This window comes from Bacillus sp. P14.5 (genome assembly GCF_003316765.1).
Classification (GTDB): Bacteria; Bacillota; Bacilli; order Bacillales; family Bacillaceae_B; genus Rossellomorea.
In genome coordinates this window covers 247,969-262,679 of the sequence record NZ_NIJF01000066.1, presented here as the reverse complement: position 1 = coordinate 262,679, position 14,711 = coordinate 247,969, and the positions used below count along the sequence as shown (strand labels likewise).

General features: G+C 42.0%; 14 protein-coding genes and 1 other annotated feature. Of the genes, 2 read left to right on the top strand and 12 right to left on the bottom strand.

What is annotated here, in order from left to right:
* Positions 1–37 precede the first annotated feature (37 nt).
* Genes rplT through infC form a run of 3 tightly spaced genes read right to left on the bottom strand, consistent with a single transcriptional unit; the run spans position 38 to position 1,152 of the window.
* Positions 38–397, bottom strand: coding sequence for a 50S ribosomal protein L20 (gene rplT, locus B9Z54_RS11245; RefSeq protein ID WP_113928487.1), 360 nt, complete (start codon positions 395–397; stop codon positions 38–40).
* A 32-nt stretch (positions 398–429) separates the two neighbouring features.
* Positions 430–627: a 50S ribosomal protein L35 gene (gene rpmI / locus B9Z54_RS11240; protein ID WP_113928486.1), complete on the bottom strand. Its 198-nt coding sequence runs from the start codon at positions 625–627 to the stop codon at positions 430–432.
* A 21-nt stretch (positions 628–648) separates the two neighbouring features.
* Positions 649–1,152 (bottom strand): translation initiation factor IF-3, encoded by a 504-nt coding sequence (gene infC / locus B9Z54_RS11235; RefSeq protein WP_113928485.1) that lies wholly within the window; start codon positions 1,150–1,152, stop codon positions 649–651.
* Between the two features lie 107 nt (positions 1,153–1,259).
* Positions 1,260–1,393, bottom strand: a sequence feature (ribosomal protein L20 leader region).
* 190 nt (positions 1,394–1,583) lie between these two features.
* On the opposite strand from infC, the gene B9Z54_RS11230 reads away from it, so the two are divergent.
* Complete coding sequence (locus tag B9Z54_RS11230) at positions 1,584–2,063, top strand: YusW family protein (RefSeq protein ID WP_113928484.1); 480 nt, start codon at positions 1,584–1,586, stop codon at positions 2,061–2,063.
* Positions 2,064–2,134: 71 nt separating this feature from the next.
* Here the strand turns inward: B9Z54_RS11230 and thrS are convergent, their stop codons facing one another.
* Both thrS and ytxC read right to left on the bottom strand, forming a co-directional pair.
* A complete protein-coding gene (gene thrS, locus B9Z54_RS11225) occupies positions 2,135–4,066 on the bottom strand; it encodes a threonine--tRNA ligase (RefSeq protein WP_113928483.1) in 1,932 nt (643 codons plus the stop codon).
* 558 nt (positions 4,067–4,624) lie between these two features.
* On the bottom strand, positions 4,625–5,485 hold the full coding sequence (gene ytxC, locus B9Z54_RS11220; protein ID WP_162785178.1) for a sporulation protein YtxC: 861 nt from the start codon (positions 5,483–5,485) through the stop codon (positions 4,625–4,627).
* Between the two features lie 676 nt (positions 5,486–6,161).
* On the opposite strand from ytxC, the gene B9Z54_RS11215 reads away from it, so the two are divergent.
* Entirely contained in the window at positions 6,162–6,593 is a 432-nt protein-coding gene (locus B9Z54_RS11215) for a hypothetical protein (RefSeq protein ID WP_113928481.1), read from the top strand.
* Positions 6,594–6,695: 102 nt separating this feature from the next.
* Here the strand turns inward: B9Z54_RS11215 and dnaI are convergent, their stop codons facing one another.
* The 7 genes from dnaI to coaE all read right to left on the bottom strand — a co-directional run bounded on the left by dnaI (position 6,696) and on the right by coaE (position 14,691).
* Complete coding sequence (dnaI, locus tag B9Z54_RS11210; protein WP_113928480.1) at positions 6,696–7,628, bottom strand: primosomal protein DnaI; 933 nt, start codon at positions 7,626–7,628, stop codon at positions 6,696–6,698.
* A 10-nt stretch (positions 7,629–7,638) separates the two neighbouring features.
* On the bottom strand, positions 7,639–9,030 hold the full coding sequence (locus B9Z54_RS11205) for a replication initiation and membrane attachment family protein (protein ID WP_113928479.1): 1,392 nt from the start codon (positions 9,028–9,030) through the stop codon (positions 7,639–7,641).
* 83 nt (positions 9,031–9,113) lie between these two features.
* A complete protein-coding gene (gene nrdR, locus B9Z54_RS11200) occupies positions 9,114–9,578 on the bottom strand; it encodes a transcriptional regulator NrdR (protein ID WP_113928478.1) in 465 nt (154 codons plus the stop codon).
* Positions 9,579–9,727: 149 nt separating this feature from the next.
* On the bottom strand, positions 9,728–10,024 hold the full coding sequence (locus B9Z54_RS11195; protein WP_113928477.1) for a hypothetical protein: 297 nt from the start codon (positions 10,022–10,024) through the stop codon (positions 9,728–9,730).
* Between the two features lie 1,083 nt (positions 10,025–11,107).
* Positions 11,108–11,488, bottom strand: a complete 381-nt coding sequence (gene speD, locus B9Z54_RS11180) for an adenosylmethionine decarboxylase (RefSeq protein ID WP_113928474.1) — start codon at positions 11,486–11,488, stop codon at positions 11,108–11,110.
* A gap of 577 nt (positions 11,489–12,065) precedes the next feature.
* Complete coding sequence (locus tag B9Z54_RS11175; RefSeq protein ID WP_113928473.1) at positions 12,066–13,088, bottom strand: glyceraldehyde-3-phosphate dehydrogenase; 1,023 nt, start codon at positions 13,086–13,088, stop codon at positions 12,066–12,068.
* Positions 13,089–14,088: 1,000 nt separating this feature from the next.
* Positions 14,089–14,691, bottom strand: a complete 603-nt coding sequence (gene coaE, locus B9Z54_RS11170) for a dephospho-CoA kinase (RefSeq protein ID WP_113928472.1) — start codon at positions 14,689–14,691, stop codon at positions 14,089–14,091.
* Positions 14,692–14,711: the final 20 nt, after the last annotated feature.

The window sequence follows — 14,711 nt, the reverse complement described above, 5'->3', positions numbered from 1 at the left end:
AAGCCATTCTCCAAAGAGAATGGCTTTTTAAAGTAAATTACTTGTTGTTTTGAGACTTTGCAGCTTCTGCTAATTGAGCAAATGCTTTTTCGTCGTTAACAGCAAGCTCAGCAAGCATTTTGCGGTTTACTTCGATACCTGCAAGTTTTAGACCATGCATCATGCGGCTGTAAGAAAGACCGTTCATGCGTGCAGCTGCGTTGATACGAGTGATCCAAAGCTTACGGAAGTCGCGCTTTTTCTGGCGACGATCGCGGTAAGCATACATATAAGATTTCATAACCTGCTGGTTAGCTACTTTGTATAATGTATGTTTTGAACCGTAAAAACCTTTTGCTAATTTAAGAACTCTTTTGCGACGTCTGCGTGTTACTGTACCGCCTTTTACACGTGGCATATAATTTCCCTCCTAGTGTTAAATCTTCGATATTATAAGTTGTCAAGCATGTGACGAATGCGTTTGAAATCACCTTTAGAAACTACAGCGCCTTTACGTAGCTTACGCTTTTGCTTCGTAGATTTGTTAGCGAATAAATGGCTTGTATAAGCATGAGAGCGTTTCAATTTTCCAGAACCTGTCTTCTTAAAACGCTTAGCTGAGCCGCGGTGAGTTTTCATTTTTGGCATGTGAAATTCCTCCTCGATCCATTACTTTTCATTAATAGGTGCTAAAACTAAGAACATACTGCGTCCTTCCATCTTTGGCTTCGATTCTACTGTAGACAGATCTTTACATGCTTCAGAGAAACGATCCAGTACGCGTTGGCCGATTTCTTTATGAGTAATGGCACGGCCTTTAAAGCGGATAGAAGCTTTTACTTTATCTCCTTTTTCAAGGAACTTGCGAGCATTGCGAAGCTTCGTGTTAAAATCATGTTCTTCAATTCCAGGGCTCAGACGAACCTCTTTCAAATTGATGATTTTCTGGTTTTTGCGAGCTTCTTTCTCTTTCTTTTGCTGCTCGAACTTATACTTGCCATGGTCCATGATACGGCCCACTGGCGGTTTTGCATTCGGAGCAACCAATACAAGATCAAGATTCACACGTCCAGCGATTTCTAATGCTTCATTTTTGGATTTAATTCCAAGCTGCTCTCCATTTTGATCAATCAAACGGATTTCACGAGCGCGTATGCCTTCGTTAACGAACATGTCTTTGCTAATAGTCAGCCACCTCCAAGGTTAATTAAGAATACTGTGTTTGGGTCAAGATCAGTATTGAGCAAATAGCTGCAGGGCAAGAATGTATATTGGTTTTAAGCCATAAAAAAATGCCGGTGGCAAAAGCACACCCGCATTATAAGACGTAAACGTCATAAAGTACATTTCGTAAAACCTGCCAACTGCCTAGTGCGTCAATCAGGTGAGAAGCGGGTAGCTCCTTCTTTACCGCAAACTGTATTCAATTACCTTAGTTACTATATCATAATCAGTCTTACACTGTCAAATGATCGCTTTCTTTTGCAACAAGATTCATCTTATCAAAAGTCTGCTCATAACGCAATAGGTTTTTTGTAAAATGTTTGAAAAGTATTTTTAGAGGCTAAATAATAATAGCAGAATTTATTAAAGGAGTGTTTTTTGTGAAAAGATTATTCACCATCGGTTCGGCACTTTCTATAACACTCATGCTTGGCGCATGCCAGGATTCAGAAGAAGGACAGAATGAGGAGAACCAGGAAACTGAGCAAAACCAGGAAGAAGGACAAGATGCTGATACAGTCATAGCCTACGACTACTTTAATCTGAAGGTTGATTATCAGGACCTTGAAAATGCTTATGCAGTGGAATACGAGAAACAAGGTGAAGGCCAGGACGTCGACATTACTGATAATATTAACGATAAAGAATACGACACAACAGACAGCAGCGTCGCTTTCGGGGACATCCAGCCTGCCTTTGGAGAACTTGATTTTGATGAAAATACACCAGATGAAGAAGTAGCGCAGCAGCTGATCGACGCTTTCGGACTGCGGGATGATTACGAAAGCATCGAGCTTGAAGTTGATTTTACTGAGGGTGGAGAAAAAGAATTCACTCACGAAAATCAATCTAGTTCTTAATCAATGACATCAAAACCCCCTCATAAAGAAAGGCCGCTCCTTTAATGGAAACGGCCTTTTTTTGTTGGTTATTATCTATTCACTTCATCTGTTACTTTCCCAATGAAATCCGAAAGTGAGATGGTTTCAGAGTTTTGCTCGCCATACTTACGGACATTGACGGCTTCCTCTTTGATTTCATTATCGCCGACCACAAGCATATATGGAGTCTTGCTCATTTGCGCTTCACGGATCTTGTAGCCGATCTTTTCATCGCGGCTGTCAAGCTCTACACGCAGCCCTTTTGCCTGCAGGTCTTCCTGTACTTTTTTGGCATAATCGAAATGGACATCAGGAGATACAGGGATGACCTGAACCTGAACTGGTGCCAGCCAAGTCGGGAAGGCTCCCTTGTACTCTTCAATCAAGAATGCAACAAAGCGTTCCATTGTTGAAACGACTCCGCGGTGGATAACAACCGGACGATGGTGCTTGCCATCTTCTCCGATATACGTTAAGTCAAAGCGCTCAGGAAGCAAGAAGTCCAACTGAACAGTTGAAAGTGTTTCCTCTTTCCCCAAAGCAGTCTTAACCTGGACATCCAATTTAGGACCGTAGAATGCTGCTTCGCCCTCTGCTTCGAAATAATCGATTTCCATTTCATCCATTGCTTCTTTCAGCATTGCTTGCGCTCTCTCCCACATTTGATCATCATCAAAATACTTTTCTGTATCCTGAGGATCACGGTAGGAAAGTCTGAAGGAGTAATCATTAAGATCGAAATCTTTATATACCTCCAGGACCAGGCGGACAACGCGCTTGAATTCTTCTTTGATTTGATCTGGACGCACAAAGAGATGAGCGTCATTCAAAGTCATTCCTCTTACACGCTGTAATCCAGAAAGAGCCCCTGACATTTCGTAGCGGTGCATTGTGCCGAGCTCTGCAATCCGGATCGGCAGTTCACGATAACTGTGAATGCTGTTTTTGTAAATCATCATATGGTGCGGGCAGTTCATCGGGCGAAGAACCAATTGTTCGTTATCCATGTCCATGACAGGGAACATATTTTCCTGATAATGATCCCAGTGTCCGCTTGTTTTATAAAGGTCCACACTTCCCATAATTGGTGTATACACATGGTCATAGCCCAGTTTTTCTTCTTTATCGACGATGTAGCGCTCGATGATGCGGCGGATTGTAGCCCCTTTTGGCAGCCACATTGGAAGTCCTTGTCCGACTTTTTGGGAATTCATGAATAAGTTTAGTTCTTTTCCGATTTTACGGTGGTCGCGTTCCTTTGCTTCTTCAAGCAGGCGCAAGTGCTCTTTTAAGTCTTCTTTTTTGAAGAAAGCAGTGCCATAGATACGCTGCAGCATTTTGTTATCGCTGTTTCCGCGCCAGTAAGCCCCGGCCACACTCAGCAGTTTGTACTCTTTGATTTTACCTGTTGATGGAACATGGATTCCGCGGCAAAGGTCAAAAAAGTCGCCTTGCTCATAGATGGAAACCTGCTCGCCTTCAGGGATTGCCTCAAGAAGTTCCAGCTTATACTCATCCCCGAGATCTTCGTACATTTTCTGCGCTTCATCACGGCTGACATCTTTTCTGACAACCTCAATGTTTGATTCTGAAATCTTTTTCATCTCTTTTTCAATTTTAGGCAGGTCCTCGGATGTGATACTGTGTTCTGAATCGATATCATAGTAGAAGCCGCCTTCGATAACAGGACCGATGGCAAGTTTCGCATCCGGATACAATCTTTTCACTGCTTGCGCCATCAAGTGTGCTGTACTGTGGCGCAGCACTTCAAGAGCATCATCATGATCAGGTGTAACGATTTCAATCGGTCCATCCTCTTTGATCGGTGTTCTAAGGTCAATCAAGTTTCCGTTGATTTTTCCTGCTAATGCTTTTTTCTTCAAGCCGGAGCTGATGGATGAAGCAATCTCTTCAGTTGTCGTTCCTTGAGGAAACTCCTTTACCGCTCCATCTGGAAAAGTTATTTTTAATGACTCTGACATAGCAATGCGCCTCCTATTTATTATGTTTGGTGTCCGCGGGGCTGGCAAACAAATTTAGAAAACAAAAAAACCCCGTCTCTTCAATAAATGAAGGGACGAGGTTTTGTAATTATTATCTCGTGGTTCCACCCAACTTCTCATTTGTATTTTCAAAATTGAAATACAAATGACTCCGGATCATATAACGGCTGCTGCCGTCAACCAATACTGACGAACGATAAGCGGCGAATTTCTGCGTCGATTTCACTCGCTCGGAGCCTCAACGTTATAGATACGCTCCGGTCCTCTCTCCCTCATCTCCTTGAACTTCTTGCTTCTCGTTCGTCAGGGGCGGGGATTGCGGCGAATTTCTGATGTTTTCGTTCGATCGTGTTCATGGTTGAAGTTCAGAGGCGGTCAGTGCTTCAAGCGTGTTGGGAAGTTCCAGCCTAAGCTTCCCTCTCTGTGAACCGTTTTTGAATACTGTTGTCCTCATCAAAACCTTGATATATGAAGTTAATATGTAGGTTATTATAGTCGGTTAGATGAGGAAAATCAAGCGCATTAGAGCAATTTGGGCTATTCATTCGCTGCATCGGGGATATGGGGTTGAATACTGCCGGGAAATGCGGATAATGGCAGAATTCTTACACGCTCCTCGAAAATGTTTTGAATGGTGCGAATTAGCTTGATTTCGGAATCAGTGCAATACACATTAATCTGTCTGGGTGCCATGGACAGCAAAGGGGCAATCGTATAAGAATCAACATAGACTGGGTGATTGGTCAAGAGGCGTTTATCCACGAGACTGAATAATTCATTTCGTTTTAACTCTTTTAAATCAGCATTGAAAAAAAGCAGATCATAGTTGGAAAAATAAAGATGAATGCACTCCTCCTGGTTGTTTTTTCCTGCCAGGTAGTCTCTCAGCATTTGGACGAACATCTGATAGTCCTGTTCGAGTTTATATTCATCGATCGCCCTTTCTACATACAAAACCGTTCTTTCATAAAGAGCTTTCAATCGGAACTTTACAAAAGAATCAAAGTGGACAGGTTCCTCTGCTTCCAATAAAGGCTCCAGATTACTTATTAGAAAACCGGTTTCATCCCACTCCTCGATCAGGCTGGTTAATTCGTCCCTTTCGCCTGAGAGCATTTCATCAATGACCATCAGGATTTGTTCCTGCTCATGCTGATCCTTGTAAAGGTAGTATTCTGACAACATAAATGCCGCCCATTCAAGCCTTTTGGTTTTCATAATGAACTGAAACAGACCATCCATGATGGCTTGATGATTCTGCCTCTTATCCAATGAAACTATATAATGCACTTGATTTTGAAAAAGAGTTTCGTGTATTAGCGAGCTGCACGACCCTTTTTCAAAGAACTTTTGGAGATTCTTAGCGTCTCCGTTTTGTTTGAAGATAATCTCAAACAATCCGCTCCCCCCTTTAAAGCCAAATCCCTGCTTTATATATATGGGGAGCTGGGACAAATTAGAAGTCTTCATATTTACTTTCAATCAAATCAAGGAAGATTTTTGTATCACCAAGAATTTCCCCTACTAGGGATGCGGCTGTTTAAGAAACTGGATTTCCGCTCCAGCCGAGCGACTCCGCGGGGCGGGCGGTGAGCCTCCTCGGCTTCGCCTGTTTAAAAAGTGGAAGCGCCTAGGTCAGCCCCGACAGGCAAATGTTCTTAAGAGAATAAAAGGCGGTCTTTCCTTTTCTTCTCTTGAGGTTATTTGACCCCGAGGGGCTAGGCGCTGGAACTAGATTGGGGGTCTCACCTGTCCCGCTAGTCCCGCAGGAGGTCGCACGTCTTCCACTCCAATCCTTCTTGCCAAAAGGGAAAGGTAGGTAAAATAGTATGTAAAAGCAACTATCTTTTAGAAAATAGTCTTAATGTATACTCCTGTGAATACCCACTTAAAAGCGTTGAAAGGTATATAGACTTTAGTTCGATAATTAAATTAGATGCATTCTCTTCATTATCCCTTTCCTAAATAAATTCAGAGCAAGAATACTGTTAAAATATTCCGAAACTTAAAGTGGTAAGCTTTCGTCTAATCACTAATGGGTTTCCTTAGGTATTATTAAAGGGGAGGATGTAAAATGTCATCGTTAAAACGGATTTTGTTTTATACCGTCTACATTTTAATTATCTTGATTACTCTTTATTACGGATTGAATTATCAAAATACACTCATTGAACAATCGAAAAATATATATGAGAAGCCAAATGCCCTTCATTATTATTCAATCGTTTACTCTATTTTTATAGGTAGTCTTTTTGCTTTACCCCATATAATTGGGATTCTTAATAAAACCGGAGTCTGGAAATATGATTGGATAAGAAGTCTAATGGTTGGTCTCCCTGCACTTTTTGTTACTTTCTTGCCAGTTCTTTACTGGACTATACCTGAATATATTCAATTCCTCCCCACTCAGCTTTTACACTTAGCAGGTCCAACTTTAATACTTCCAACGATTTGCGGAGTATTGTTTGGCTATACATTAGTGTCCAGTTTCAAGAAAGTATTTTAGTTATCTTATCTAAAAAAGGATACTAATTCACATCATGAATTAGTATCCCTGTGCAGTTTTAATTTATTTTTCTTTTACGGCTCTGAACCTCACCAGCCCCTTCTACTGTCTTCGATTAATTCCATCAAGAAGGACCGGCTTGGTTAAGTACTTGATTCTCTCCATGATTCTCGCAGCCTTCATTTTTTCCTCTTCCCCACGCTGTGAATACGTTAGGTGATGCTTTAACCCTTCGTAATCAAAGTTAGAGGTGAAGAAGGTTGGAAGGTTTTCGAGCATCCGGAATTGCAGGATGGTTCCGAGAATTTCATCCCTCACCCAGCTCGACATTGTTTCCGCCCCAATATCATCGAGCATGAGGATAGGAGCCTTCTTGACCGCGTCCAGCTTTTCATCCATTGAATGATCATTGAGGGACTGCTTCATCTCCCTCACAAACTCCGGCATGTATACCAGCATAGAGGAAATTTTCTTTTCAGCTAGCTGATTGGCGATGGCACCAAGAAGATAAGACTTCCCGACTCCGAACTTACCGTGAAAATATAATCCCTTCTGGCTTCTGCCCGCTTCATAACTCTCAACAAATTCATTAGCTATTTCCACTGCTTTCAGCCTGCCAGGCGAATCCAGATCGATAGTCGAGAAGGACGCCTGAAGAATATCCCTGGGTACATAAAGACTTTTAATCAGCTTCTCGGACTTCCTCTTCTCATCATCCATTTCCTTGCGCGGGCAAACATGATACTCGATATCGATGAGTTCCCCTCTTATGACCAAATGGGGATCATACCCTTTCATCATATTCTTACATTCGGCGAGGCTTGGACAATCCACACACTGCTTGCTCTGCGAGATGTACTCATAGAGCTTCATCATGCTGTTGTCCACCATTGTTTTTGTGACTTTTCCTTGATTCTTTTCTATAAAATGTTTAATATACTCGTCTTGCATGATCTCCTGCCTCATTTTTTCATATCTTTCTTTAAAGGCTTGGGAGCCCGCAAGCTTCTTCAGGGAATTTTGGATCGAATCCAATCTTCTTCACCTACTTTCGGTATTTCTTCAGCTTCTCTTCCAATTTCCGTTTCTGTTCCTCAAAACTTGAACTGTTCTGATCCGGCTTCTTGTCTGCTTGGTCAGCAGGTTTTTCTTCAAACCAATCAGGAAGCTTCTCAGTCCTGACCGGCTTTTTATAATTTCTCTTATTATCTTTTTTGCCTTCTGCCCATGAAAGGTATTCCTTATGCTCTTTCTTAGCCAGTTCCATTGCTTCCTGGGCTGTCGAAACTTTCTTCCGCACCCACTGGGAAGCAATCTTCTCCACATATCCTTTCGTCAGCTTCATATCCGTTTTTAAAAGTACATATTGCAAAAGGACATTGGCCACACCTGTGGAAAGTTTCTTGGAGATCATCACTTCTTCAATTGCCTGCAAATCACTTTTGGCCGGCTCGATCCCTCCGGAAATATCCTTAAGAACTTCTTTAGGGGAAGTCGTTTCAAGATACTCTATCAATTCTTCTTCCTTTGTAGCAGGAGGTTTCCTGGAGGCTTCAGGCGGCTTTCCATTCTTAGTCTGCAAATCCGGAAGCGGGTCCCCGGCATTATGCAGCTGATACCAATCCCTTGCCGCTTTGCGAAGTTCCTCAATATTGATTTCATCGTCTTCCGTCAAAGCACTGAGCACGACATTCTTCATCTGAAGAGGGTCTATGCTGTACAAACAGCTCAACTTAGCTACGGTGTCTTTCACATCGGGAGTGAAGGAACGCCTTGGTACCATGTTCTGCGAAAGTCCGGCAAGCAGCAGGTCAAAGTCGAAATCAATGGTGTCAACAGGAACTCCGGAAGAATTCCGAGGCTCCGTAAACCTTTTGCCTTCAGAAAGTGAGCTTGCACTTTCTGCTTCCTCATCAAGCAGATTGATCGACTGGCTGGATGTATAGATATCCTGAAATGACCTGGTGACTTCCCTATATTGTGAAAAATCCTTTTCATCATCACAAAAGAATTTTTTCAACCGGTTGAAATGGGTCTTCCCAATTTTTCTGAAGAGGTATACATTCAGCATCCCATCAGAAAAGAATTGCTGAGGAGATAAGGGGGGCTGCACTTCATAAATGAACTCTCTTGGATCTCCATCTTGTTTCTCATAGGTTTTCAATAATCCGATGCCCTCCAACTTCATTCTTGCCTCGTAAACATCAGGCAGGTTGGAAGAAAGGAAATTCATCAAGTGATAATGTGAGGATTGTTCGGAATTCAGCTTGTTTTCTTCCACCTCATTTAACAGGGTCATATACAGACTGTAGCATACCGGCCCTATCAACGGCTGATAAAGAAAGGTGACGGCTTTTCGTTCATATTCCTGAATGACTCCGTTTAAACAAACCGTATACCTGTCGACAGGCTGAATTTTATTCCAGTGATTCTTCATCTGATCTCCTTACCTTTCCAAATACGACGACTTGCGGAGGTTGCCCTGTAACAAAGAGAAAAAGAGCCAAGATGTACCTCAGCTCAAACACAGTCAGTCTTTTTTATCAAATCTTTCAATTCATCTATAAAAACATTAATGTCTTTGAACTGGCGGTAAACCGAGGCAAAGCGGACATAAGCCACCTCATCCACTTTGGCAAGACGATCCATGACAAGCTCACCGATTTTTTCTGATTGAACTTCCGATGACCCTTCATTCCTCAGTTCTTTTTCAATATCTCCCGTGATGCTGTCGAGGGTATCCAAGGAGACTGGGCGCTTTTCACACGCTTTAATAAGCCCCCTCAGCATTTTCTCCCGGCTGAACTCTTCACGGATCCCTTCCTTCTTGACTACGATAAGAGGATATTCCTCCACCTTTTCAAAAGTTGTGAACCTGTAAGAGCATACCTCGCATTCTCTCCGTCTCCTGATTGACCGTCCTTCGTCAACCGGGCGGGAGTCAACCACTCTCGTTCCATTATATTTACATGATGGACATTTCATAATATCAGCTCCGAATCTTTGTCACAGTCGGACTACGCTTTTGCTTGTCTACTTAAATAATATATAACCGGACGCTCAATCACAAGATGGAATTTATGCCCTTTTCAATCTGCTGTCCAAGATTTTATAGTATGAAGCGATTTCCTGCTTCATCTTCGGATACAAGCCAGGCACCTTTTTTCTGCACTGATTTTGAAATCGACTGCTGATTCAAATGGTGCAACATTAATGGCCGTTACAACTATGAAATAACCGGGGAATCCGCCTTTCTCTACTGTAATTTCCCCGCGTTCCCTCGACTCGGCAATCACCTTATACCCATTTGATGCAAACAAGTCCAGGACCGCCTGAAAAACCTTATCCTGAGCAGATTTATAGTAATGGGTCTGAATTGCTTTATCCTGAGTACTGTCAGATGTTTCGATATCCGATTTAAATATGGTCATGATAGATGTAAAAACTCCCAAATTACTCCCTCGCTATCCTCATTCAAATATCCCGCAGGTTTCCCCGTCAAGACCTATTAGTTTCCGTAAATTTATTCATGCTCTTATTGTACCGAAATTCTTCACTTAAAAAAAGCATTCCCTTCCCAAAGTGATGGACTTTTACAGATACTTGCATCTCAGAAGTTGAAAATCGGAAAGAAGAGCTTAGACAAAAGCGCAAGCGCCATGGGTCAGCCCTGACAGAAAATTTTTCACAGTGTCAGGAGAGATGTTTTTTTGCTGAGTTATGTATGAAGATGGAGCTGCTTCGGTCAGGAGAGTTGTATTTTTGCAGAGTTATGTATGAAGATGGGGCTGCTTCGGTCGTGAGAGGCGTATTTTCAACTGAGTTATGTATGAAGAGCAGTATCTTCTGTTGTGAGCGCAGCGTTTTCCTTTAAGAAACAAATGAACGAGGGGATAGTCCTTACCTGTAAATTCAGACCTTCGGAGGCTGGGGCTGGATTCATTAAAAAACGCAAATACCTTGCTCACCACAGACATGCAACAGTTTCTTAAAGAGCAATTTCTCACATAAAAAGACCTTTTTCGAAACTTTGTTGCTTTTAATATGAATTTAGAAGGATACCGTTATTATTCACCTGAAATATTCTGGTAAGTATGAAAAAAAGAGGTGCACTTCTGTATAAATGCGTTTTACTTTCATTACCCTTTACGTAGAAGGATTGGAGCGGAAGGCGCGCGACCTCCTGCGGGACTAGCGGGACAGGTGAGACCAAGGTTACGTACCCACTGGAACGTAACCCCCAATCCAGTTGCAGCGCCTAGCCCCTCGGGGTCAAATAACCTCAAGAGAATAACAGGATAGACCGCCTTTTTTTCTCTTGAGGACATTTGCCTGTCGGGGCTGACCAAGGCGCTTCCACTTTTTATACAGGCAAAGCCGAGGAGGTTCAACGCCCGCCCCGCGGAGTCGCGCGACTGGAGTGGAGATCCATTACTTTTAAAACAGCCACAACCTTTACGAAAAGAGCGCATAAAAAAAGAGCCATTCTAATAATTAGAAGGCTCCGTAATTTTTTATAATGCGGTCACTTTGGATTGTTTCACTTGTACAGGACCCATGCCGCGCGGTAATTCGATATTCTCGCGTGTTTGTGCATTTAGGGCTTCAGCTATATAATCAGCAGCGATATTAGGATCAAGATCACCGCATGTATACACATCAATGCTGGCATAACCATGTTCAGGGAAGCTGTGAATCGTCAAGTGAGACTCAGAAATGATCACCACTCCGCTTACACCTTGAGGAGCAAATTTGTGAAAGGCTACCTCGCGAACTTCTGCACCTGATTTCAATGCAGCATCTACAAACGTTCTTTCAATCTCATTTACATCGTTTAACTTGTCAAAATCGCAACCCCATAATTCAGAGATTACATGTCTACCCATTGTTTCCATTTGTTGTTTCCCCCTTTGACATAATTTTTTTCGTCAAAATGAACCTATCCTTCGGCAACATAATAACTACCACGGGGGAAAGTTAGTCCGAAGAGGTCCTAACCCTTTAAGTAGCTAACAATATTTACAATTGCGTTCAAGAAGTTCACGAAAAATAGTATACTTTGTTTATTTCAGATTTGCAATAAAAAAGTTAAATATTTTAATTGAGTGATTTTTTGGTGAAGCATGGCCAGTTAAGGTGCATATCGAAAGTCTTTTCAGATATTATTAGCATCCTCTGACAAAATGATTTGAGCTTTCCCCGTTTTTTGACTTCAGCCCTTACTATGTGTCCCATTAGTCCGGTGGTTTACTCATATACTTGTCAGTGGCCTGTTACTGTTTGAGAACGGCTCCAGCGTTTTTTTATTGTTGAAGATAACTGATGGGCTTTGTATGGGCATGATTACCTTGCTACTTCGATGGTTTTTACTCTGTAGCAGGGTGTTTACTCCCTAATTACCCTATGACACAACTAATTTCCCTTGAAGAAATACAAAAAAGCCGGGAAAACTCCCCGGCTTTTCGAAAACTTTTAAACATTCACACTGGACTTCAGCTGCTGAGCAACATATTTAGCCAAGTCCACTACCCGGCAGGAATAGCCCCACTCATTGTCATACCATGCAAGCACCTTCACTTTGCGGTCACCAATGACCATAGTGGACAAGCCATCGATAATCGCTGAATGAGGGTTCGTATTGAAGTCAATGGAAACCAGAGGTTCTGTTGTAAACTGCAGGATTCCTTCCAGCGAACCTTGAGAAGCTGTAATCAGTGCTTCGTTAATTTCTTCCGCTGTAACTTCTCTTTTCACATCAACAACCAGGTCGACAAGCGATACATTCGGAGTCGGTACACGCAAAGCCATTCCGTGGAGCTTGCCCTTCAGTTGAGGAAGCACCAATGACAACGCTTTCGCAGCACCTGTTGTTGTTGGGATGATTGATTGCCCGCAAGCCCTGGCCCTTCTCAAATCTTTATGCGGGTTATCAATATTCTTTTGATCATTTGTATAGGCATGGACAGTCGTCATCAAGCCATTTTCAATTCCAAACTGTTCATCGAGTACTTTCGCTACAGGAGCAAGACAGTTTGTAGTGCAGGAAGCATTTGAAATGATACTATGCTCTTCAATTTTTAGAGCGCTTTCATTTACACCCATCACAATTGTCACATCTTCATTTTTCCCCGGTGCAGTCAGGATTACTTTCTTTGCCCCTGCTTCAAGATGCAGGCTGGCTTTTTCCTTAGAATTGAATTTGCCGGTAGCTTCTATTACTATATCAATCTCAAGATCCTTCCAAGGAAGTTCTCTTGGATCGCGGTTGCTGATTAATTTTACAGTTTTATCATTCACAATGATGGCATTTTCTTCAGTTCTTACTTCAGCGTTGAATGTGCCATGATTTGTGTCATACTTAATCAAATGAGCCAGGGTTTCAGGAGGATAGCTCGCATTGATTGCTACAATATCAATATTCTCATCCAGGATCGCTTTCCTGAATACCATTCTCCCAATACGCCCAAAACCGTTGATTGCTATTTTCGCCTTCATAATTCGGCTCCCCTCTATATAAACGTTATACTTTTTATGTGTTTCAATTAGCATTAGTATAACATATTTAACAAAATACGGAATGATTAATTTGCATATTTTAAATGATTAATTATTCCGAATTTTCATTCCGTAATACTCTTAATGCCTTTTGCCTTCTCAAAGTTAATTGTATTTGCTTTAACTTAGGGCTGCCTGAATTTATCTGGCTGTAATTAGGGAAAACTGCCTTATTAAAATATGAGTAATCTGATCATGAAATTCCTCATTCTCTTTTAAAATCATAAAAGAACAAGCATCTAGACCAGCAAATCTGCTTAAGGGAAAGATAGTGGTCTTTCGTTTTCGCTCTATTCACAAAAATTGTGGCTTTTTCTTCAAATTATCAAGCCATTATCTTCTTGGCTCTTTGACTTGTTGGTACATTCCCAGACTAATCAAGCCATTATCTTCTTGGCTCTTTGACTTGTTGGTACATTCCCAGACTAATCATGCCATTATCTTCTTGGCTCCATGACTTAATGGTACGTTTCCAGACTAATCATGCCATTATCTTCTTGGCCCCCTGACTTAATGGTACGTTTCCAGACTAATCATGCCATTATCTTCTTGGCCCCCTGACTTAATGGTACGTTTCCAGTCTAATCATGCCATTATCTTCCTGGCTCCCTGACTTAATGGTACGTTTCCAAACTAATCATGCCATTATCTTCTTAGCTCTATGGCTTAATGGTATGTTTCCAAACTAATCATACCGTTATCTTCCTGACTCCATGACTTATTGGTAAGTTTCTCCCCTGCTGCCTCTTTTTTATATCGGCATCTCTGAAACTTTTATCAAAAGTTTTCGCGAAAAGAGCCTGCCTTTTATTCTCCGGCGCTTATTTGACCCTGAGGACCAGGTTAAAGCTCAATTAAAGCTATCCAGGAAAGTTAAATATATAACCTCCTAAATAAAATCAAACTAAAAAGAAGCTGACTGTTCAGCTTCTTTTCAAGTCTAGGGCATTAAGTTCCACCGAGCAAGAAGTCCATCCAACTGGACGGCCGTTTCCTCGATGGTCCCTCTGTTATCCAATACCGCGTCTGCCAAAGTCTTTTTTTCTTCAAGACTCATCTGGGAGTTCACTCTTGCTGAAGCTTCTTCCTCCGTCAGTCCGTTTCTCTTCATAAGCCTGGATAATTGTGTTTCTTTATCTACATACACAACAACCGTTTTTTTAACCATCCAAGTCAAATTACTTTCAAAAAGCAGCGGAATATCCATCACGACAGTCTGCATACCATTCTCAAAGGCTTTCTCTTTTTCGGCCAGCATCTCGGCTCTCACTGCGGGATGGACTATTTCGTTAAGCTCTTTTCTCCGCTCTTCATTATGAAAAATGATGCTTCCGAGTGCTGCCCTGTCCAGAGTTCCATCCTTATTCAAAATATCCTGACCGAATGTCTCGACAATTTTAAGATAAGCTGGCTCTCCGGGTTCCACGACCTTTCGCGCAGCTAAATCTGCATCCACCACCGTGAACCCTTTTTGGGCAAGAAGGCTTGATACTGTACTTTTTCCGCTGGCAATCCCGCCAGTCAGGCCGATAATTGATTGCATTATCAGTCATCCTTTCTTCC